Origin of the sequence: Streptomyces sp. 142MFCol3.1 (genome assembly GCF_000424945.1) — a bacterium.
GTDB lineage: Bacteria > Actinomycetota > Actinomycetes > Streptomycetales > Streptomycetaceae > Streptomyces > Streptomyces siamensis.
In genome coordinates this window covers 44,792-63,559 of record NZ_AUKV01000035.1, presented here as the reverse complement: position 1 = coordinate 63,559, position 18,768 = coordinate 44,792, and the positions used below count along the sequence as shown (strand labels likewise).

The 18,768-nt window shown below is 69.9% G+C and carries 18 protein-coding genes; 9 read left to right on the top strand and 9 right to left on the bottom strand.

Translation table 11 applies throughout. The annotated features are described in order from the left end of the window. Positions 1-53: 53 nt before the first annotated feature. The 4 genes from H305_RS55305 to H305_RS48110 form a co-directional block, all read right to left on the bottom strand. Positions 54-419 (bottom strand): hypothetical protein, encoded by a 366-nt coding sequence (locus H305_RS55305; protein ID WP_234021375.1) that lies wholly within the window; start codon positions 417-419, stop codon positions 54-56. Between the two features lie 235 nt (positions 420-654). Continuing rightward, positions 655-801 carry a hypothetical protein gene (locus H305_RS55300; protein WP_234021374.1) on the bottom strand — a complete coding sequence of 49 codons (147 nt, stop codon included), beginning with the start codon at positions 799-801 and terminating at the stop codon, positions 655-657. A 248-nt stretch (positions 802-1,049) separates the two neighbouring features. Then, positions 1,050-1,298, bottom strand: coding sequence for a hypothetical protein (locus tag H305_RS0136590; protein ID WP_028804821.1), 249 nt, complete (start codon positions 1,296-1,298; stop codon positions 1,050-1,052). 305 nt (positions 1,299-1,603) lie between these two features. Further along, on the bottom strand, positions 1,604-2,116 hold the full coding sequence (locus H305_RS48110; protein ID WP_051371370.1) for a MarR family winged helix-turn-helix transcriptional regulator: 513 nt from the start codon (positions 2,114-2,116) through the stop codon (positions 1,604-1,606). A 225-nt stretch (positions 2,117-2,341) separates the two neighbouring features. Between H305_RS48110 and H305_RS0136575 the strand changes: the two genes are divergently transcribed. Both H305_RS0136575 and H305_RS0136570 read left to right on the top strand, forming a co-directional pair. Beyond that, a complete protein-coding gene (locus tag H305_RS0136575) occupies positions 2,342-3,196 on the top strand; it encodes an alpha/beta fold hydrolase (RefSeq protein WP_028804820.1) in 855 nt (284 codons plus the stop codon). 106 nt (positions 3,197-3,302) lie between these two features. Then, positions 3,303-4,058: an alpha/beta fold hydrolase gene (locus H305_RS0136570; RefSeq protein ID WP_078629427.1), complete on the top strand. Its 756-nt coding sequence runs from the start codon at positions 3,303-3,305 to the stop codon at positions 4,056-4,058. 273 nt (positions 4,059-4,331) lie between these two features. Here H305_RS0136570 and H305_RS56190 read toward each other — a convergent pair whose 3' ends face one another. Then, positions 4,332-5,540 carry a chaplin gene (locus H305_RS56190; protein ID WP_158690644.1) on the bottom strand — a complete coding sequence of 403 codons (1,209 nt, stop codon included), beginning with the start codon at positions 5,538-5,540 and terminating at the stop codon, positions 4,332-4,334. A gap of 350 nt (positions 5,541-5,890) precedes the next feature. On the opposite strand from H305_RS56190, the gene H305_RS48100 reads away from it, so the two are divergent. Further along, entirely contained in the window at positions 5,891-6,295 is a 405-nt protein-coding gene (locus H305_RS48100; protein ID WP_199791509.1) for a hypothetical protein, read from the top strand. 57 nt (positions 6,296-6,352) lie between these two features. Here H305_RS48100 and H305_RS0136555 read toward each other — a convergent pair whose 3' ends face one another. Then, complete coding sequence (locus H305_RS0136555; protein WP_028804817.1) at positions 6,353-7,258, bottom strand: AraC family transcriptional regulator; 906 nt, start codon at positions 7,256-7,258, stop codon at positions 6,353-6,355. 84 nt (positions 7,259-7,342) lie between these two features. On the opposite strand from H305_RS0136555, the gene H305_RS0136550 reads away from it, so the two are divergent. The 3 genes from H305_RS0136550 to H305_RS0136540 all read left to right on the top strand — a co-directional run bounded on the left by H305_RS0136550 (position 7,343) and on the right by H305_RS0136540 (position 9,480). After that, positions 7,343-8,341 carry an SDR family NAD(P)-dependent oxidoreductase gene (locus H305_RS0136550; RefSeq protein WP_051371366.1) on the top strand — a complete coding sequence of 333 codons (999 nt, stop codon included), beginning with the start codon at positions 7,343-7,345 and terminating at the stop codon, positions 8,339-8,341. Between the two features lie 505 nt (positions 8,342-8,846). Next, positions 8,847-9,098 carry a hypothetical protein gene (locus H305_RS0136545; protein ID WP_028804815.1) on the top strand — a complete coding sequence of 84 codons (252 nt, stop codon included), beginning with the start codon at positions 8,847-8,849 and terminating at the stop codon, positions 9,096-9,098. A 4-nt stretch (positions 9,099-9,102) separates the two neighbouring features. Further along, positions 9,103-9,480 carry a hypothetical protein gene (locus H305_RS0136540; RefSeq protein WP_028804814.1) on the top strand — a complete coding sequence of 126 codons (378 nt, stop codon included), beginning with the start codon at positions 9,103-9,105 and terminating at the stop codon, positions 9,478-9,480. A gap of 388 nt (positions 9,481-9,868) precedes the next feature. On the opposite strand, the gene H305_RS0136535 is transcribed toward H305_RS0136540, so the two are convergent. Further along, positions 9,869-10,609 (bottom strand): FadR/GntR family transcriptional regulator, encoded by a 741-nt coding sequence (locus H305_RS0136535; protein WP_028804813.1) that lies wholly within the window; start codon positions 10,607-10,609, stop codon positions 9,869-9,871. 103 nt (positions 10,610-10,712) lie between these two features. Here H305_RS0136535 and H305_RS0136530 point away from each other — a divergent pair, with 103 nt between their 5' ends. Together H305_RS0136530 and H305_RS0136525 are read left to right on the top strand one after the other, a co-directional pair. Further along, a complete protein-coding gene (locus tag H305_RS0136530) occupies positions 10,713-12,449 on the top strand; it encodes an IlvD/Edd family dehydratase (RefSeq protein ID WP_028804812.1) in 1,737 nt (578 codons plus the stop codon). Positions 12,450-12,496: 47 nt separating this feature from the next. After that, the gene (locus tag H305_RS0136525; RefSeq protein WP_028804811.1) at positions 12,497-13,684 is read left to right on the top strand and encodes a fumarylacetoacetate hydrolase family protein; all 1,188 of its coding nucleotides are present in this window, start codon (positions 12,497-12,499) and stop codon (positions 13,682-13,684) included. Positions 13,685-14,159: 475 nt separating this feature from the next. Here the strand turns inward: H305_RS0136525 and H305_RS0136515 are convergent, their stop codons facing one another. Next, a complete protein-coding gene (locus H305_RS0136515; RefSeq protein ID WP_028804809.1) occupies positions 14,160-15,014 on the bottom strand; it encodes an NAD-dependent epimerase/dehydratase family protein in 855 nt (284 codons plus the stop codon). A gap of 136 nt (positions 15,015-15,150) precedes the next feature. Here H305_RS0136515 and H305_RS0136510 point away from each other — a divergent pair, with 136 nt between their 5' ends. Beyond that, positions 15,151-15,999, top strand: coding sequence for a helix-turn-helix transcriptional regulator (locus H305_RS0136510; protein ID WP_028804808.1), 849 nt, complete (start codon positions 15,151-15,153; stop codon positions 15,997-15,999). Between the two features lie 306 nt (positions 16,000-16,305). Here H305_RS0136510 and H305_RS0136505 read toward each other — a convergent pair whose 3' ends face one another. After that, entirely contained in the window at positions 16,306-18,687 is a 2,382-nt protein-coding gene (locus tag H305_RS0136505; protein ID WP_028804807.1) for a glycoside hydrolase family 3 N-terminal domain-containing protein, read from the bottom strand. Positions 18,688-18,768: the final 81 nt, after the last annotated feature.

Genomic DNA, 18,768 nt, shown 5'->3' with positions numbered 1-18,768 from the left:
TCGAGGGCACCGTCGCGGCAAGGCGCTCGTCCGCGCGACCTCGCAGGCGGGCTTCACCGGTTGAGTACCTCGTCCCAGACGTCTCCGCCGTCCGCCCAGGTCCATAGCCACTTACGCAGTGAGGACGATGCATGTCTCAGGCCGTCGTGCGCGTCATGGCCCCAGCCGGGAACCCAACCGTCCGCGTCGTAGAGCAGCACGGGGTTGCCGACCGCGGTGAGTGAGAGGTACCACTGCATCGTGCAGCCGCCGTAAGCGAGGTGCAGCCACGATGCCGGCACTCCACGCGTGCGGTTGCGCTCATGGATGCTGACCGCGCCTGGCCAGTGGCTCAGGTGCCCCGGGGCTCGGTTGCCGTCGGTGAGCGAGGCCAGACCGCTGTCGGGGCCGAAGCCTCCGTTGGCGACCTCGGTGTACACGCGCCGTAGAAGCTTGGGAAGGCGGCGTCCGATTCTGTGTTCTGCCTTGGCGACATCCCCCATGGACAGCGGCGGAAACAGCGGGCCGCGGGGAGCGTCAGCGTAGTAGACAGCTACCTCCTGGACGTCCGAATTGAGCTGTACCGTTCCATCGCCGCAGTACGACCTGATGACGTCCTGGCGCTGCTCCAGTCGCGCGCTGCCGTAGCGCTCGGATATCCACAGAGCTGGAACGTCAGCGGTGTCGAATTCGCCGACCCGGATCGCACGCCCGGGCACGCAGCTTCTCGATCAGCACATCGTCGTCCTCCTCCTTGGCAGTCGGCTCGTCGAGGGTCTCCTGCCTGAGTGGCGCGGGAGCATGGTGCGAAGGGGAGGTCATGCGCGGGAGCCTAATGCTGAGCACTGACACGGATCGGCGGGCGCCGAGCGGGCACCGGATCGCGTTTCGGGCCCACAAGCGTGCCGCATCGGAGGGTCACCCACGGTCAATGACGGCTCGCCGCAGCCGAGTTGGCTCGCCGAGCTGGGAACCCGGGAAACCTGACGTGACCGGCACGCCTTCGGAGGATCCTGACCACCAGGCTTATGTCGCTGTCAGGGTTCCGCCGGGCCGGGCTTGGTGTCAGGTCAGTTGCCGTGTTCCTCGTTGACCTCGCCGATGAGGCGCGCCAGGGTCGCGGTGTTGACGCCTTCGCACTCGTCGGGGCGACTGGGTTCCTCGACGTTGTCACCGGCTTTGACGGCGATGTCGAGCTGTTTGGCGAGGGCGGTCTTGCAGGCGGCTACGTCGGGCTTGCTGTCGCTGCTGCAGCCGGTGAGGACCAGGGTGGCCGTGGTGATGGCTGCGAGAGCGAGGATGGCGGCTCGGGAGCCCATGGTCCCCCCCATGTCAGGTGTGGAAGAGTCATCATGCGCGGGAAGGGCGGCGGCCGTCTGCCGTTTGACGGTTCTGCGACATGTGGGCCGGCCGTGGAGTCGTAGTTGCCCGGCACGTTGGCCTCCTCGTCGTGGGCTGGCGCGCGGGCCGGCGTGGCGCACGAGGACGGGCTGGATGGGCGCGCGGACGGGCTGAACGCCGCCGGCGCCCACCGCGTGGAGGGCAGGCGTGTGGTGAGCTGCGAGACGTTGCTGCAGTAGCCGATCCGGGCGTGGGCAACCCCTGCCCTATGAGCGCGATTGCCCTATGAGCGCGATACCACCGTGGGCTGGGCGTCGGTGGTGTGGTGGTGGAGGACGTTGGCCGTCAGCCGGCGCAGCAGGTCCTGCGCGGTTGCGAACTCCGCGGCGGTCAGGCCCATGGCGTCTCCGATGGCGAGCGGGACGGCGCGGATGTGGCGACTGAGTGCGGTTCCCTGCGCAGTGAGGGCCACTTCCACCACGCGTTCGTCGTCGGCTCGCCGCTGCCGTTTGAGCAGTCCGTTCGTCTCCAGGCGTTTGATCAGAGGTGTGAGGGTGCCGTAGTCCAGCTGCAGGGCGGCCACCAGGTCTTTGACGGATACGGTGCCGTGCTGCCAGAGCACGACCATGACCAGGTACTGGGGGTAGGTAAGGCCCAGCTCGTCCAGCAGGGGCCGGTAGGCGCTGGTCACGGCCCTGGACGCCGCGTACAGGGTGAAGCAGAAGTGGTCCTCCAGCAGTAGCGGCGCCTCACCGGGACTGCCGGGCGTGGATGTGCGGGTGTCGTCGTCGCTCACGGATGTTCTCCCCTCCCCTGGCCCGTGGACCCTGAGCCCCGGACCGTCATCGGAAACGCTGTGCAGCATCCCCGTGTACCCAAGTGTATCGCTGACGAGCGTCTCGCAAGCTGTTGTGTTGTGCACAAGGCAATCGTGCGCTAGGTTTCTCGATGTCGCCCCGAGCGGGGCGGCCGCAGCCACCGGGATGACCGGTGGACGGCGCTGTTTCACAAGGAGAGCCAGATGAACGTCAAGACCGTCTTCCGCACCCGCACCTCCAAGTCCGCCGCCCTGCTCGGCGCTGTCGCCGGCGTAGCCGCCCTGTCACTGGCCGCCACCACGGCGGATGCCGCGGACGCCACGGCCGGGCACCGCCCGCCGGCGCAGAAGCCCACGGTGGTGCTGGTGCACGGTGCGTTCGCGGACTCATCCAGCTGGAACGGCGTCATCAAGCGTCTGAAGCGGGACGGCTATCCGGTCATCGCCCCGGCGAACCCGTTGCGCGGCCTGGCCGGCGACGCCGCGTACGTCCACAGCGTGCTCAAGAGCGTCAAGGGGCCCATCGTGCTGGCGGGCCACTCCTACGGCGGCTCCGTGATCAGCCAGGCCGCCGCCGACAGCCCGAACGTCAAGGCGCTGGTCTACATCGCCGCCTTCGCCCCGGACAAGGGCGAGAGCGCACTGGAACTGTCGAACAAGTTCCCCGGCAGCACCCTCGGCCCGACCCTGAACTCCGTGCCCTTCCCGCTTCCCGGCGGCGGCACCGGCACCGACCTGTACATCAAGGCCGACAAGTTCCACGACCAGTTCGCCGCCGACGTCCCCCGGTCGGTCACCGCCCTGATGGCCGCCACCCAGCGCCCCGTCGCCGCCTCCGCCCTCGAGGAGAAGGCCACCGAGACCGCGTGGAAGACCATCCCCTCCTGGGACCTGATCGCCACCAAGGACTACAACATCCCGCCGGCCGCCCAGCGCTTCATGGCCGAGCGCGCCCACGCCCGCACCGTCGAGGTCAAGGCCTCCCACGCCGTCTCGGTCTCCCAGCCGGGAGCGGTCACCCGCGTGATCGAACAGGCCGCGCGCTCCACCACCCGCTGACCCCCACGGCGCCACCGCTGCTCACCGCACCGCCATCCTCGCCCGTCGCCCTTGACTGACCAGGGGTCCTGGGCTGTGCCCGAAGGCGCCGACCGTTGCGCCACCGATGACAAGGAGAACTCCCGCCATGAACCCCACGTCGCAGAACAAGCCCACCATCGTGCTGGTCCACGGTGCGTTCGCGGACTCATCCAGCTGGAACGGGGTCATCGAGCGTCTGCAGAAGGAGGGCTATCCGGTCATCGCTCCCGCGAACCCGCTGCGCGGCCTGGCCAGCGACGCCGCCTATGTCCGCAGCGTGCTCGACAGTGTGGACGGGCCCATCGTGCTGGCGGGCCATTCCTACGGCGGCGCCGTGATCAGCCAGGCCGCCGCCGACAGCCCGAACGTCAAGGCGCTGGTCTACATCGCCGCCTTCACCCCCGAAGCGGGCGAGAGCGCACTGGAACTGTCGAACAAGTTCCCCGGCAGCACCCTCGGACCCACCCTCGCCCCTGTCCCCTTCCCGCTTCCCGACGGCGGCACCGGCACCGACCTGTACATCAAGGCCGACAAGTTCCACGACCAGTTCGCCGCCGACCTCCCCGAATCGGTCACCGCCCTGATGGCCGTCACCCAGCGCCCCGTCGCCGCCTCCGCCCTCGAGGAGAAGGCCACCGAAGCCGCCTGGGGGACCATCCCCTCCTTCAGTCTGATCGCCACCGAGGACTACAACATCCCGCCCGCCGCCCAGCACTTCATGGCCGAGCGCGCCCACGCCCGCACCGTCGAGGTCAAGGCCTCCCACGCCGTCTCCGTGTCCCAGCCGGCAGCGGTCACCCGCCTGATCGAACAGGCCGCCCACACCACCACTGTCCGCTGACGCCCGCACGATCCGCCGTCCGCGCTCCAAACCGGCGGTGATGACAGTCGCGAACTTTCCCCAGTGCTCCTCCGGTTCCCGGTCGGTTAACGAAGGCAACCGACCGGGAACCTGAGAGCGGAATAGCCGAAGGGCTCACCGGTCACGTGCTCGGTGAGCCCTTCGGCGCGTCAGTGCCGGTACACCCGGAACCTATGGCCTGTCTGGGTCGGTGCACCCGTGGCGCTGATGGCCGCCGGTGCCCTCGGCTGGTTCACGTTCCCGCTCACAGAACTAGCCGTTGACGCAGGTGTTGCCCGCCGCAGGATCGAGCACTCCGATGATGTTCGCCGTATTGCCGCACACGTTGACGGGGATGTCCACCGGGGCCTGTACGACGTTGCCGGACAGCAGACCGGGCGAGCCCGTCGCGGTGCCGACGGCCCAGGCGCCGTTGGGAGCCTCCGATGCTTCCTCCTCGACGGTCAGCGTCGCGGGAGCCGGGGGGTTCAGGCCGACCGTGGTGATCGCTTCAGGGCTGTTGACGTAGGTGCCCGCCTCGTCGGCGGTGACATTCACCGTGACCGTGCAGGACATTGTGCCGACGGGCAGGTCGCCGCCGTCCAGAGCCACCGACGAGCCGCCCGGCTCAGCGGTGACGGTGCCGTTGCCGCAGGTCGTCGACGCGTTCGCGTCCGAGGCGACGCGCACGCCGTCGGGCAGGCTGTCGGTGAAGCCGAAGTCGTTCTTCGCCGCCAGTTCACTGGTGTTGGTCACCGTCATCGTGAGCGTCGAGGTGCCGCCCTCGTCGATGGTGGCAGGACTGAACGCCTTGTCCAGCTGCGGAGTCGCATCCAGGATCCGAATGTTGTCGAAGGCGTGGTCGTTGCCGAACCAGGCTCCTTGCCCATTGACCAACTTGATGCCCAACTCGTTGCCGGTGAACAGCGCAGCACTGTTACCGGCGAACGACCCGGCCATAACGCCGTTTCCTCCGGTGTAGGGGTGGGAGTTGGGGTCGGTACAGGGATTGATGGGGGTGGTGAAGGTCGGGATGTCCTGACCGCTGCCGGTGAGGTAGAACTTCAGCAGCGGAGGCACCGCGTCGACGACTTTGCAATTATCCGCCGCTACGTCTACGGCGAAGGTGATGTAGCGATTCGGTGCCGGAATCGCGATCGGCTGCTTGGTCCGGAACTCCACCAAGTTGGCACCAGGGTCCTTATTGAGGGTGTACGCGGACACCGCGTGGTTGGTCGGCGGATTCGTCCCGCCGACCTGCCCCAGCACATTGGCCATGTTCGCGAGGCGCTCCGGCCCCCCACCACTCGCTTGGCAGTCGGGCTGGGCGGGACTGTTCTGGTTGAGGATGGTGCCGTTGCACTGGCCGGGGTCCAGCCACGGTGGGTCGGCCGTGTACGTCTCGTTCAGCGGCGGGGCCCCGACGTAGTCCTCCAGGAGAACCGGGTTGTCGCCGGTGTTCTCGAAGTCCTCGGTGAACACCGTGACCGGCGCCTGCGGGACCCCCGGAGTGCCGGGGGCGTGAGTCGCGTTCACACTCGCCGGCGCAGCCACGGCCTGGGCCTGTCCTGCCGGCGGAGCACCCGCGATCGCGAGAGCCACCACAGACACCGATGCAGCGCTCCAGGAAAGCTTCGCTGCGGAAATTGCCACCACCTCGTTTCCAATCACCACAGCGCATGGCGAACGGCGGCCACAGACAGCCCAAACCACTTGCATGCACACTAAAGGACAAGTCCCTCAAATTTCAGCACGCGCACCACCGGACTCGAAGACCGGCGAGCTGGGCGATTGCATTTCTCACTGCATTGGTCGAGTCGAGAATTAACCCTATGAGGCGATATCGGAATTCCATAAATGCGGCGAGCGGAACCCTTAGTGCGCCCGCATTCCCTCATCCGCGCCGTAAGCAGTACTACGTCGGCGCCACCACGGTGGCGACGATCTGGGTCAACCGCCTGGCTCCCGCCCTGCTCGACCGCTACCTGGCCCGCACCGGTATCGATGCCCAGCAGACCAACCAGCGGCCGCCGAGCGGCGAGAACAACCTCTACGAACCGGTCGACGAGGCCAAAGGCACGGACCATGGCGCCCACGGCGTCTTCGACACGGCGTCCCACAGCCGGTCCTTCGAGGCCTCACTGGCCCGCCATCCCGTCGCCGCCTCGGCCCTCGCCACCGCCGTCGCAGCAACGGCGACCGCCGTGTGGAAGAGACGCGCCCGCACTTCTTCGTGAGAGCGATCGTGCTAACACGTCTCCTCGACGGCATCAAGGCATCAAGGCATCAAGGCATCAGGGATGTCTGCGGTAGTCGCCGGGAGGGATTCCCAAGACTCTTTTGAAGGCGACGCTGAGGGCGCTTTCGGATCCGTATCCCACGGAGTGGGCGATGGAGGCGAGTGTTGCGCTGCCTTCCCGTAGCTGCCGGGCTGCGAGCTCGATCCGCCATCGCGTGAGGTATTCCAAGGGCCCCTGGCCGACCGTGGTTTTGAAGCGGGCGGCCAGGGTGGACCGGGACACCGCGGCGGCGCTGGCCAGCTCGGCCACGGTCCAGGAGCGTGCCGGATCGCGGTGCAAGGAGGTCAGCGCTGTGGCGACCACGGGATCTGCGAGGCCGGCCAGCCATCCCGACACCGCATGCGGCGCGCGTCCCAGGTGCAGACGCAGCACATGAACGAGCATGACGACGGCCAGATGCTCCGCCATCAGCGTGAAGGCCATCGGCCGATGTGTCAGTTCCTGGTCGATGGCGGTCAGTGCCCACTGCACCGTCTCCGCGTGCGGGGTGTCGGCGGGCACATGGACGATCGGGGGCAGCCTGTCGAGCAGCAGCTCTTGGGCGCGGGTACCGAAGGAGAAGCCGCCGCCGATGAGGAACACGTCGTCGCCCTGGCCCGCTCTGGCGATGCCGCCCTCGGCCTGTGCGAACACGGCGCGGCCCTCGACAGGAGCTGCCTCCGGATCGCTGCGGAGTGTGAAGGAGCGTGGACGTGTCAGGAGATAGCAGTCGCCCTCGGCCAGGTCGATCGGCTCGTCGATCCCGCCCACCTGCAGCTGGCAGGAGCCGCGCCGAACGGCATTGAACTTCACCGTGCGGGGGGCGTCGAACCGCACGGCCCAGCGTCCTCCCGCGGCCAGGCTCGCTGAGAGATGGCTGCGGGTCTTCAGCAGGGTCAGCACATCCTCAAGAGGGTCCACACCCACCTCCAATCTGGACGATTGCTAAAGAAGGAAGGACTCTCAGTCATAGAGCGTCCAGTCGACTGATCGTAGCGTGGACGCATGACAACGAACCCCCGGGCCGACAGGCACTCGCGAGACCACTCCGCCCTCCTGACTACTCCCTTCGCCTCTCACGCCCGTGCGCAGGAGGTGATCGACGGCGTGGATCTCACCGGCCGACGTGCCGTGGTCACTGGCGGCGCCTCGGGTCTTGGCGCCGAAACCGTCCGGGCCCTGGCTGCCGCCGGAGCGGAGGTCACCATTGCCACGCGCCGCCCGCAGTCCGCCGAGCCGCTCGTCCAGGAGCTGGCCGCCGTCGGCGGAGCGGGCCGGGTGCACGCGGAGGCCCTCGATCTGTCCGATTTGGCCTCGGTCGACGCCTTCGCGCGAGCATGGCGCGGGCCTCTCGACATCCTCGTCGCGAACGCCGGGATCATGGCCCTTCCCACGCGCACCCTCACCCCGGACGACTGGGAAATGCAACTTGCCACCAACTATCTCGGCCACTTCGCTCTGGCCACCGGCCTGCATGCGGCCCTGCGGGATGCCGGCTCCGCCCGCATCGTGGTCGTCAGCTCCGGCGCCCACCGGGGTGCGCCCTTCGACTTCGAAGATCCTCATTTCGCGCGGCGGCCGTACGACCCCTGGGCGGCCTACGGGCAGTCCAAGTCCGCCGACGTCCTGTTCACGGTGGGTGCCCGCCGCTGGGCGGCCGACGGGATCACGGCCAACGCGCTCAACCCCGGCTATATCCTCACCCGTCTGCAGCGGCACGTCGACGACGAGACCATGCGTGCGTTCGGCGTGATGGACGACCAGGGCAACGTGAAGCCGCTGCCGTACTACAAGACGCCTGAGCAGGGGGCCGCCACCTCCGTCCTGCTGGCCGCTTCTCCTGTCCTGAGCGGAGTCACCGGCCGCTACTTCGAAGACAATCAGGAGGCCCGGACCGTCCGGGGTGGGGAGGATCAGCCCGGTGGCGTAGCCGCCCACGCACTCGACCCGGAGGCAGCAGACCGGCTCTGGGAGTACGGCATTGACGCCCTCCGCACTGCATGACCGCCTGCCGCCGCGGCAGAAGCCCGTGGTGGGGGCGGCGTTCAGGTGCTCGATGCAGTTGCCCGGGAGCGAGCCGCCCATGACCTTCAGACGGCCTTGAACGAGTCAGGTCACAACTGCCCTGGCCTGGCCGGGTTGGCGGGATGAGGACGAATTCACTGGCCGGGACCGAAGGCTCGACCGGGAGCGGCCGAGCAACCGTGAATACCTGCTCACGTCGTGATGCAGGCGCCGCACACGGTGCCGCCTGCCGGGCATGCATGTCCGGCCCCGCCTGATCGTGTGGAGCACGCCCGTCTGCCACGGAGAGGCGACGTGCCCGGTGGTTTGCGCGGAGGGGACGTCTCGGAAGCCACTAGGCCCGGTACGTCGGACGTCCGCCGGGCGGCGTGCCCCGACAGGACGGGCTGACCGTGATGGGCCGGAGGTACCTCGCAGGTACCCGAGCTGATTGCTCTGACCTGCAATGATTGAGCTCCAGGTACCCGGGCAGTACCCTGGGGGCATGGGAGCACTCAACGTGGAATTCTCTGACGCGGAGCTTGAAGACCTCCGTGCGGTCGCCCGGGAGCACGGCATGACGCTGAAGGCGTTCGTGCGGGCCTCCACCGCCGATGCGATCGCTCACCAGCGGGCTCTGAAGGAAGCGGCAGCGGAGTTCCAGCGGGTCTTCGCGGACCCCGCGCTGGGCGAGGCCATAGTCGCGGCAGGCATCGACGACGGTCCAGTGCCGAGCACTACGGGCAGGGTCGCCTGAAGCCATGGCACCCGCCCTCCACATCGATGTGCGCTGGCTTCTGCAGCAGCACGAGACGGCCCTGCCCGACCAGCCCCACATCGCGGACTTCTCGGCCCTGGTCGCCGCCGTGGCGCGGCACCGGGTCAACCCGCCCCGCCTCGGCGTGGACCCGGACGCGTCCTGGCGGGCGGCCGCGTTGTTGCACACACTGCTCCTGCTGCGGCCGCTGCCCTCCCTCAACGTCCGCTTCGCGTGCGCCGTCACCATCTCCTACATGCACGCCAGCGGCGAAGGCCTCGACACCCCCTACGGGGAACTGGTCGAACTATGCAAGGACCTCATCTCCGGCAAGGACAACGTGTTCGGTGCCGCCAACAGGATCCGTTCCTGGCGCATCTGACAGACCGCCGTCGACCAGCCCACCGGCTGGTCCGCTGGCCCGCCGGCGGCGAATGTCCTGCCCGCCGACACGGGGTGATCCGGCGCTCACTCCCCCACACACCCAACATGCCTGCGAACAGCCCGAACCGGAAGACCCAACTGGGCGAGGTTCTTGTCGTGGTGTGGGGTGGTGAGTGTCGGCTGCGCAGCGGTCCTGCGCGCTGCGGCAGAACCAGCCATCGAGCCTCACTGGCGCAGTCGGCTTCCGAGGAGCGCGCTAGGGGCGCGCGACCGCCTGCGGGCCGGGCATGTCCAGCACGGACATGCCGCCGTAGCCGGTGCGGATGAGGCCCTGCTCCCTGCGGCGACGGACACCGCAGGCACTGCGGTGCCGCAGCCGTGACGGCTCATACGTCCTCGCGAGGCAGCCCGGGTGACCGGGCGATCTCTTGCCCGGCGGCTTCGACGACGGCCAGTACGGCGGCCGCCGCAGCCGCGGGATCGCCGGCCGCCACCGCTTCCACGATGGCGCGGTGGCCGGGCAGCGAGGCTTCCACCGCGCCCGGGGTCTGGGTGCTGACGAGGAAGCTGTGTTCCAGCGCGATGTCGATGGCACGGCCCAGTGAGCCGAGCAGCCGGTTGCCGCCGGCGTCGAGCAGGGCCCGGTGGAAGGCGATGTCGGCCTCGATGTAGCCGCTGCGGCCGGGTTCCGCCGCTGCGGCCTCCATGGCGGCCAGGGCGTCGTACAGGGCGCGTACGTCGTCGGGGCCGGCCCGGCCGGCGGCGAGCCGGGCTGCCTCGGGCTCGACGATCCTGCGCAGTTCACTGGTGTCGCGCAGCAGAGCCGCGGCGTCCCCGGCCTGTTTCCAGCGCAGTACGTCACGGTCGAGGTGGTTCCAGTGCTCCGGGGGCAGTACGCGTGTGCCGGTGCGGGGGCGTACACGCAGCATCCCCTTGGCCACCAGAGCCTTCACCGCCTCCCGCACCACGCCCCGGCTGACGCCGATCTCGGTCGCGAGCAGGTCCTCGACCGGCAGCGCGTGCCCCGGTTGCCACACTCCGCCCACGATGCGCCGGCCGAGCTCGTCGACCACTCGCTCGTGCATGGTCGGCAAGTGCACCACTGTCTGTTCACCTCTGGACGTCATTCATCGAATCATTTAATGATTGCTCCCAGGCTACTGCCTGCGGTGTCTCCACCGGCACCGCCCCACCGTGAACCACCGGCGCGAGAGCCACGGGAGTACTTACATGACCGACGGGAACAAGACGAGCCGTCGCAGCCAGGCGTGGTTCGGTGCGAGCGGCCGCGGCGGGATGCTGTACCGCTCCTGGATGCGCAACCAGGGGTTCGGGCATGAGGTCTTCGACGGCCGCCCCGTCATCGGCATCGCGACCAGCGCTTCCGAACTCGCCCCGTGCAACGCCCATCTGACACGTGTCGCCGAAGCCGTCAAGCGTGGTGTGTGGCAGGCGGGCGGCTTCCCGCTCCAGTTCCCCACCATGGCCACCGGCGAGACCCTGATGCGCCCCACCGCCATGCTGTACCGCAACCTCATGGCCATGGAGGTCGAGGAGCTGATCCGGGCCAACCCGCTCGACGGCGTCGTGCTGCTGTCCGGCTGCGACAAGACGACCCCCGCCATGCTGATGGGCGCCGCCAGCGTGGACCTGCCCGCCGTCATGGTCACCGGCGGGCCGATGCTCAACGGCAAGTACCGCGGCCAGGACGTGGGATCCGGCACCCATGTGTGGAAGTTCGAGGAGGATCTGAAGACCGGCCGGATGACCGAGGAGGAGTGCTTCTTCGCCGAGGGCTGCATGGCCCGCTCCGACGGCCACTGCATGACCATGGGCACCGCCTCCACGATGGCCTGCATGGCCGAGGCGCTCGGCATGCAGCTGCCCGGCTCGGCGGCCTGGCCCGCGGTCGACTCCCGGCGGATGGAGACCGCGCAGTCGGCGGGGCAGCGCATCGTGCGGATGGTGGAGGAGGAGCTGCGCCCCTCGCGGATCCTTACCCGGGAGGCGTTCGAGAACGCCATCAGGGTCAACGCGGCCATCGGCGGCTCCACCAACGCCATCATCCATCTCACCGCCATCGCCGGACGCGTCGGCGTCGACCTGGGCCTCGAGGACTTCGACGAGCTGGTCCGCGCGGTGCCGACCCTGGTCAACCTGATGCCCAGCGGCAAGTACCTCATGGAGGACTTCTGCTACGCGGGCGGGCTGCCCGCCGTCATGGCCGAGCTGCTCCGCGGTGAGCTGCTGCACGGCGAGCAGATCACCGTCACGGGACGCGGCGTCGCCGAGAACGTCGAAAGCGCCGAGAACGACAACACCGACGTCATCACCGGCCTTGAGGCCCCCTTCCAGCCGGCCGGCACCGGTATCGCCGTCCTGCGCGGCAACCTGTGCCCCGACGGCGCCGTCATCAAGCAGTCCGCCGCCTCCCCGCACCTGCTCACCCACCGCGGCCCGGCACGCGTCTTCGACTCCCCCGAGGCCTACCACCAGGTCGCCGACGACCCGGACCTCGACGTCGACGAGAACACCGTCATCGTCATCCGCAACGCCGGCCCCAAGGGCTACCCCGGCATGCCCGAGGTCTCCAACGTGCCCTTGCCCGCCAAGCTGCTGAAGGCCGGCGTCACGGACATGGTGCGCATCTGCGACGGCCGGATGAGCGGCACCGGGTACGGGACCGTCGTCCTGCACGTGGCACCCGAGGCCGCCGTGGGCGGGCCCCTCGCCCTGGTGCGCGACGGCGACGTCGTCGTCCTCGACGTCCCGAACCGCACCCTGAACCTGGACGTGGAAGCCGCCGAGCTCACCCGGCGCCGGCAGGCCTGGAAGGCACCCGGCGAGCAGCACACCAGCGGCTACGCCTGGCTCTACACCCAGAACGTGGAACAGGCCGACCGGGGCGCCGACTTCGGTTTCCTGCGCGGAAGCCGCGGCCACGAAGTCCCCCGCGACTCCCACTGACTTTGCCCCCGGTGACCCAGCCCCTCGAATCCAGGAGAGCATCGATCGTGGAATCGGCAGCAGCGCGTCCTCGCCCTGTCCTCACCGCCGCCTCCGTCCTGCCGCAGGACGCCGGCCAAGCCGCCCTTGTCGCGCGCGTCCACCATCCAAAGTGGGACGGACCGTGCGTGGCCGCGGTCCGCGGCGAGCAGGTCGTCGACCTGACCGCCATCGCACCCACCGTCTGCGACCTGCTGGAACGCGACGACGCGGCCACGGTTGTCCGCGAGGCCGAGGGCGAGAGCACCTGGCACCTGGACGAACTGCTGCAGGCGCCGGCCGGGCGCCGTGACGTTGCGCATCTGCTGGCCCCCATCGACCTGCAGGTGATCAAGGCCGCGGGCGTCACCTTCGCCCAAAGTCTGCTGGAGCGCGTCATCGAGGAGCGCACGGGCGGCGATCCGGCACAGGCCGCACGGGTGCGCGAGCGCGTCGGGCAGGTGGTGGGCGGCGCGCTCGACGGCATCCGCCCCGGATCACCGGAAGCGGACAGGGCCAAGGAACTCCTGGTCGCCGAAGGGCTGTGGTCGCAGTATCTGGAGGTCGGCATCGGGCCGGACCCGGAGGTGTTCACCAAGGCCCCGGTGCTGTCCGCGGTCGGCACCGGGGCCGACATCGGTGTGCTCGGCGCCTCGGTGTGGAACAACCCCGAGCCCGAGGCCGTCCTCGTCGTGGACTCGCGCGGCCGGGTACGCGGCGCGACGCTCGGCAACGACGTCAACCTCCGCGACATCGAGGGACGCAGCGCGCTGCTGCTGTCCCGCGCCAAGGACAACAACGCCTCCTGCGCGATCGGCCCGTTCATCCGCCTGCTCGACGACGGCTTCGACCTCGACACCGTACGCGGGCTCGACATCGACCTGCGGATCGACGGCACGCACGGCTACGTCCTGCACGGCCGCAGCTCCATGCGCGAGATCAGCCGCGACGTACTGGACCTGGTGGCCGCCACCCACGGTCCGCACCATCAATACCCGGACGGCTTCGTGCTGTTCACCGGAACGCTGTTCGCCCCCACCGAGGACCGACAGGCACCCGGCGCGGGCTTCACCCACGAGCACGGCGACATCGTACGGATCTCCAGCCCCCGGCTCGGTGCGCTCGTCAACACCGTCGTCCCCAGTGAGCAGGCCCCGCCGTGGACGTTCGGCGTACGGGAGTTGATGCACAACCTCGCCCGGCGTGGCCTGCTGTGAGCCCGGCCGCGGGCGTCGCCGGCACCAGGCGGGTTCTGCACGGCCATCACCCTGGCTCGGCCCGGCCGCCACAGCCCACTGCGTCTTGAGCCGCCGGATGCCCGGTCGTCGTTCAGGACGCAGCGGGCGGGCGTGGCACCCGGGCGAGCTCTCCCGGGTGTCACCCCCCACCACCGGCGAGGTCGCCTGCGTCGTGTGCTCAGCGCTCGATGGTGGCGGCGAGCAGTGCGGTCACGGGCTTCGATGCCGCTGTCGGTGCACAGGTCGGCGGCGACGGCCTCGACCGCGACATCGGGGTGCGTATCAGCGAACTACCTGAGGCGGTCCTCACGGCGGCCGACGACGATCAGGTCCACGCCTCGACGCCGCAGAGGTGCTCGACGTTGCCGGGCCGCACCATGGTGTTCAGCCGCGACAGCGCGGCGCTCGACGCGCTGCCCGGATCAGAGGGTGGACCGACCTCGCGCAGTGACCGTCACAGGGCTCCGGCGTCGCGGGCCGTCCAGACGCTCGGATAGATCGGCCGGAAGCCGAGCTCCCGGCGGATGCGCTGGTTGGACATGATCCCGAACCACGGGTCGGGGTCCGTGAGCTCGTGGAGCCCGGCGGGCACCTCGACGCCGTTGAGCTGGTACAGCTCGACCGTCGTGACAGGGGCGTCATCGGCGATGTTGTAGATCCGGCCGGCGATGCCCGGCGTGTACAGCAGACGCATCAGACCCTGGGCGACGTCCGCGTGGTGGGCCATCTGCAGGCGCTGGTGCGGCGCCCAACGGGCGGCCCAGTGCAGGGAGTTGGCGAGGTGCGGGTCGCCCTCGCCGTAGACGAACGGGAGCCGCCCGATGCGTACGTCCAGGCCCTTGAGCGCGAGCAGTTCACGCTCGGCCTCGGCCTTGGACTCGGGGTAGGCGCCCCACATCTCGCCGCCCGGCCGGCTCTCGTCCTGCTCCGTCAGCGGGCGGCCCCGTCCGACGCCGTACACATTGCCCGTGCTGACCTGCACGAACCGCTCCACGCCGGAGGCCTGCGCGGCGCGGCCCAGGGCCACCGCTGCGTCCCGGTTGACGGCCCACGCCTCCTCGTCCGGCACTCCGCGAAAGGAGGCGGCGACGTTCACGACGGCGTCCACGCCGGCGAGCGCCTTGCCGAGTGTCTCCTCGTCGCGCATGTCTCCCACGGCGACCTGGGCGCCCAGTTCCGCGAAGCGCTCGCCGCGGGTCGCATCCCGTACCAGGACCCGCACCTGCTCGCCCGGCTGCCGCTGGGCCAGCAGCCTCGGCACGAAGCGGCGTCCGACCTGTCCCGTCGTACCGGTCACCAAAGTCAGCATGATGTGCTCCTCACGCACGGTGTCGCCTGTCGTTGACGACCAGCCTCGGCGGATGCGGGAGCGATCGGCAGAGACCTCTTCATCAGGGGATCGGCAGTGCCTGGATAAACCGGCCGGCCTCCCGCACGCTGGAGAGGTGAACCGAAGCGAACTCGCCGACTTCCTGCGCCGCGCTCGCGCCCGCCTGGACCCCTCCGACGTGGGCCTCACGGCCGGCGCCCGCCGCCGTACGCCGGGGCTGCGCCGCGAGGAGGTGGCCCAGTTGGCCGGCATGTCGGTGGACTACTACACGCGGCTGGAACAGTCCCGGGGCCCGAGCCCGTCCCGCCAGATGCTCACCGCGCTGGCCCGCGCGCTGCGCCTGACGGAGGACGAACGCGATCACCTCTTCCACCTCACCGGTGCACAGCCGCCGCGCCGGGAGGCGACCAGCACGCACGTACGCCCAAGCCTGCTCCTGGTGCTGGACCGGCTGCACGACACCCCGGCGATGGTCGTGACCGACTACGGTGAGGTCTTGGCCCAGAACGCGCTGTCACGGGCGCTGAGCGGAGACGTCCTGGCCCGTCCGCCCCAGGGACGCAACATGATCCGCCGCTTCTTCCTGGACCCGGCGGCCCAGGAGCTGTTCCCGCCCGAGGACCGCCCCGAGCGCGCCCGCGAGCAGGTCGCCGGCCTGCGAGCGGTGGCCTCGGCCCGCCCCGCGGACCCGGAACCCGCCGCCCTGGTCGCCGAACTACGCGCCGCGAGCGAGGAGTTCGCCCGCCTCTGGGACGAACACGAGGTCGCCGTACGCCGCGCCGCCACGAAACGCTTCCGGCACCCTGCGATCGGCATCCTCGAACTCGACTGCGAGGTCCTTGTCAACTCGGGCCACAACCAGCAGCTCGTCATCCACACGGCCCGCCCGGGCACGGAGTCCTACGAGCGCTTGCAGTTGCTGCGGGTGGTGGGCTTGCAGGACATGACGGCGACGAGCTCCTGAACGTCTGCGCGTCTTTCACGTTCGCTTCCTGCCCACCGCACATCGCCCGCGGTCCCGAACTCTGCGCCATCTGGCGCCGGCAGCGGCACAACGCCTGCCACAGCCACAGGCACAGGCAGACGGCCTCCCCTACTACCGAGCAGTCAGGCCCCTGCCCAACGGCCACGCCGAGCAGCCGGCCGAGGCGATCGCCAACCCACCGCAGCCCCGCCAGTGACCCCACGCCCTCCTATTGCCTGCGGCGATGACGGGGTTTTGTGTGCGCAGCGCCTGCCGCTGTGGCGACGTGCGCTGCGCACACCCTGCTCAGTCCTTGGCCACCGGCTCCCGGCTGAACGTGGCATGCAGGCGCCGCGTGTGGTCCACGTGGCGCTCGGCTCCGGTCAGCGTGAGCCTGGCCGTCAGGCGGGCATCCGCGCTGGATGCGGCCAGCCGCACTTCCAGCTCGCCCGGTTCGACGATGCGCCGGCCGTCGCGCCCGGTGAAGGAAGCGAGGTCGGCCGGGACCGTGACACGGACCCGACGGGCCTCGCCCGGCTCCAGCTCCAGGCGGGTGTAGCCGACGAGGCGCTGCACCGGCTGGACGACGGAGGCGACCGGGTCGTGCAGGTAGAGCTGAACGACCTCGGTGCCGGAGCGTTCGCCGGTGTTGCGCACGGTGCAGGCGAGGGTGAACTCGCCGTCCGTCGGGGCCTGCTGGGCCTCCACGCTCAGATCGCTCCAGTCGAACTCCGTATAGGACAGTCCGTGGCCGAAGGCGAACGCCGGGGTCGGGTCGATGTTGGACACCTCGCTGGTGTGCGCGAGGCGCGCGCCGAGGTATGTGGTCGGCTGGGAGCCCGGCCGCCGCGGCACGCTGACCGGCAGACGTCCGGAGGGATTGACACGGCCGCTGAAAACGCCGGCGATCGCGTGCGTGCCCTCCTCCCCGGGGAAGAAGGACTGCACGATCGCGGCGGACTCGTCCGCGGCGCGGCCCAGAGCGTACGGCCGTCCTGCGAGCAGCACGGTGATCACGGGTGTGTCCAGATCGAGCAGGGCGTCGAGCAGTTCCTGCTGTGCGCCGGGCAGGACGAGCGCCTCGGCGTCGCAGCCCTCGCCGCTGGTACCCCGCCCGAAGAGCCCGGCACGGTCGCCGAGCACCACCACGGCGATGTCGGCCTCGCGTGCCGCCTGGAGGGCCTCGGGGAGGTGGGAGAGGTCTCCGTCGTCGATTCCGGTGCCGCGGGCGAGCGTGAACTCGGCGTCGGGGAATTCCGCGGCGAGCGTGTCGCCGAGCGTGGGCAGCGCGATGCCGAGCGGGGTGCCGGGGTGGCGGACGCCGATGTGCTGCGGGAAGGAGTAGCAGCCCAGTACCGCCGTGGGCTCGGTCGCGTTGGGACCGATCAGGGCGATGCGACGCGGCCGGGTGAGCGGCAGGGTGCCGTCGTTGGTGAGCAGGACGACCGCCTTCTCGGCGATCTCGCGGGCCAGTTGACGGTTCTCGGGCCGGTCCAGGTCGACCGTGCCGCGCAGGGCCTGCGGGGTGTCGGTGTCCGCGCCGTCGAGGGCCGTCGGCATCGGGTTCCAGTCGGGGTCGAGCAGGCCCAGCATCGCCTTCTGGGTGAGGACGTGGCGCAGGGCACGGTCGATGAGCTCTTCGGGTATGCGGCCCTCGGTGACGGCCTGCACGAGGGGTTCGCCGTACGTCTTGACGTTGGGCAGTTCGACGTCGATGCCGGCCGCGAGTGCGCTGCCGGCGGCATCGCCCCAGTCGGCCGCGATGCCGTGCAGGGTCTTGAGGAAGGCGATGGCGAAGTAGTCGGCGACGACGGTGCCGTCGAAGCCCCATGTGTCGCGCAGCAGTCCGGTCAGCAGGTCCGCGTCGGCCGCGGAGGGTATGCCGTCGGTGTCGGTGTAGGCGTTCATCACCGACCGTGCGCCCCCTTCGCGGATGGCCATCTCGAAGGGAGGCAGCAAAACGTCGGCTCGCTCACGCGGGCCCACGGAGGAGGGGGCGAGGTTACGGCCGGCGCGGGAGGCCGAGTAGCCGACGAAGTGCTTGAGGGTGGCGACGATGCCGGCGGACTCGAGGCCCTGCACGTATGCCGTCCCGATGCTGCCGACGAGGTAGGGGTCCTCGCCGATGGTCTCCTCCACCCGGCCCCAGCGGGCGTCGCGTACGACGTCGAGGACGGGCGCGAGGCCCTGGTGGACGCCGACGGACCGCATGTCGCGGCCGATGGCTGCGGCCATGCGGCGCACCGTGTCCGGGTCGAAGGTGGCGCCCCAGGACAGCGGTACGGGGTAGGCGGTGGCGCCCCATGCGGCGAACCCGGCCAGGCACTCGTCGTGCGCGAGTGCGGGTATGCCGAAGCGGTTGGCCGAGGCGATGCGGGCCTGGGTGCGGGCCAGGGAGAGGGCGCCGAGCGCGGGGTCGACGGGCACGGTGCCGAACGGACGGGTCAACTGACCCAGTCCGGTGGGCAGCAGCGCCTCGAGGTCGATGGCCTCCTCCATGTCGTGCTGGTGGGGGGCCACTTCGCCGCCCTGGTCGGAGGCGCCGACCCACACGCCGTACAGCTGGGCTGTCTTCTCCTGAAGGGTCATCGCGTCGATCAGGGCGTCGACCCTGGTGGTGACGGGGAGGGCGGAGTCGTTCCAGAGGGGGGTTTTGGGGGTGGTCTCTACGGCCACGGTGGCGTTCACTTTCCTCCCACGCCCATCAGGCCCTGGAGCAGGACGAGAGGGGCGAACAGGTAGACGAGCAGGGCGGGCGTCAGAGGGCAC

What these genes read in the sequence shown, in the direction of transcription:
- H305_RS55300 (WP_234021374.1), bottom strand. Translation starts at nt 801, where the DNA reads ATGACCTCCCCTTCGCACCATGCTCCCGCGCCACTCAGGCAGGAGACC.
- H305_RS0136590 (WP_028804821.1), bottom strand. Translation starts at nt 1,298, where the DNA reads ATGGGCTCCCGAGCCGCCATCCTCGCTCTCGCAGCCATCACCACGGCC.
- H305_RS0136575 (WP_028804820.1), top strand. Translation starts at nt 2,342, where the DNA reads ATGAACGTCAAGACCGTCTTCCGCACCCGCACCTCCAAGTCCGCCGCC.
- H305_RS0136570 (WP_078629427.1), top strand. Translation starts at nt 3,303, where the DNA reads ATGACAAGGAGAACTCCCGCCATGAACCCCACGTCGCAGAACAAGCCC.
- H305_RS48100 (WP_199791509.1), top strand. Translation starts at nt 5,891, where the DNA reads ATGAGGCGATATCGGAATTCCATAAATGCGGCGAGCGGAACCCTTAGT.
- H305_RS0136550 (WP_051371366.1), top strand. Translation starts at nt 7,343, where the DNA reads ATGACAACGAACCCCCGGGCCGACAGGCACTCGCGAGACCACTCCGCC.
- H305_RS0136545 (WP_028804815.1), top strand. Translation starts at nt 8,847, where the DNA reads ATGGGAGCACTCAACGTGGAATTCTCTGACGCGGAGCTTGAAGACCTC.
- H305_RS0136540 (WP_028804814.1), top strand. Translation starts at nt 9,103, where the DNA reads ATGGCACCCGCCCTCCACATCGATGTGCGCTGGCTTCTGCAGCAGCAC.
- H305_RS0136535 (WP_028804813.1), bottom strand. Translation starts at nt 10,609, where the DNA reads ATGACGTCCAGAGGTGAACAGACAGTGGTGCACTTGCCGACCATGCAC.
- H305_RS0136530 (WP_028804812.1), top strand. Translation starts at nt 10,713, where the DNA reads ATGACCGACGGGAACAAGACGAGCCGTCGCAGCCAGGCGTGGTTCGGT.
- H305_RS0136515 (WP_028804809.1), bottom strand. Translation starts at nt 15,014, where the DNA reads ATGCTGACTTTGGTGACCGGTACGACGGGACAGGTCGGACGCCGCTTC.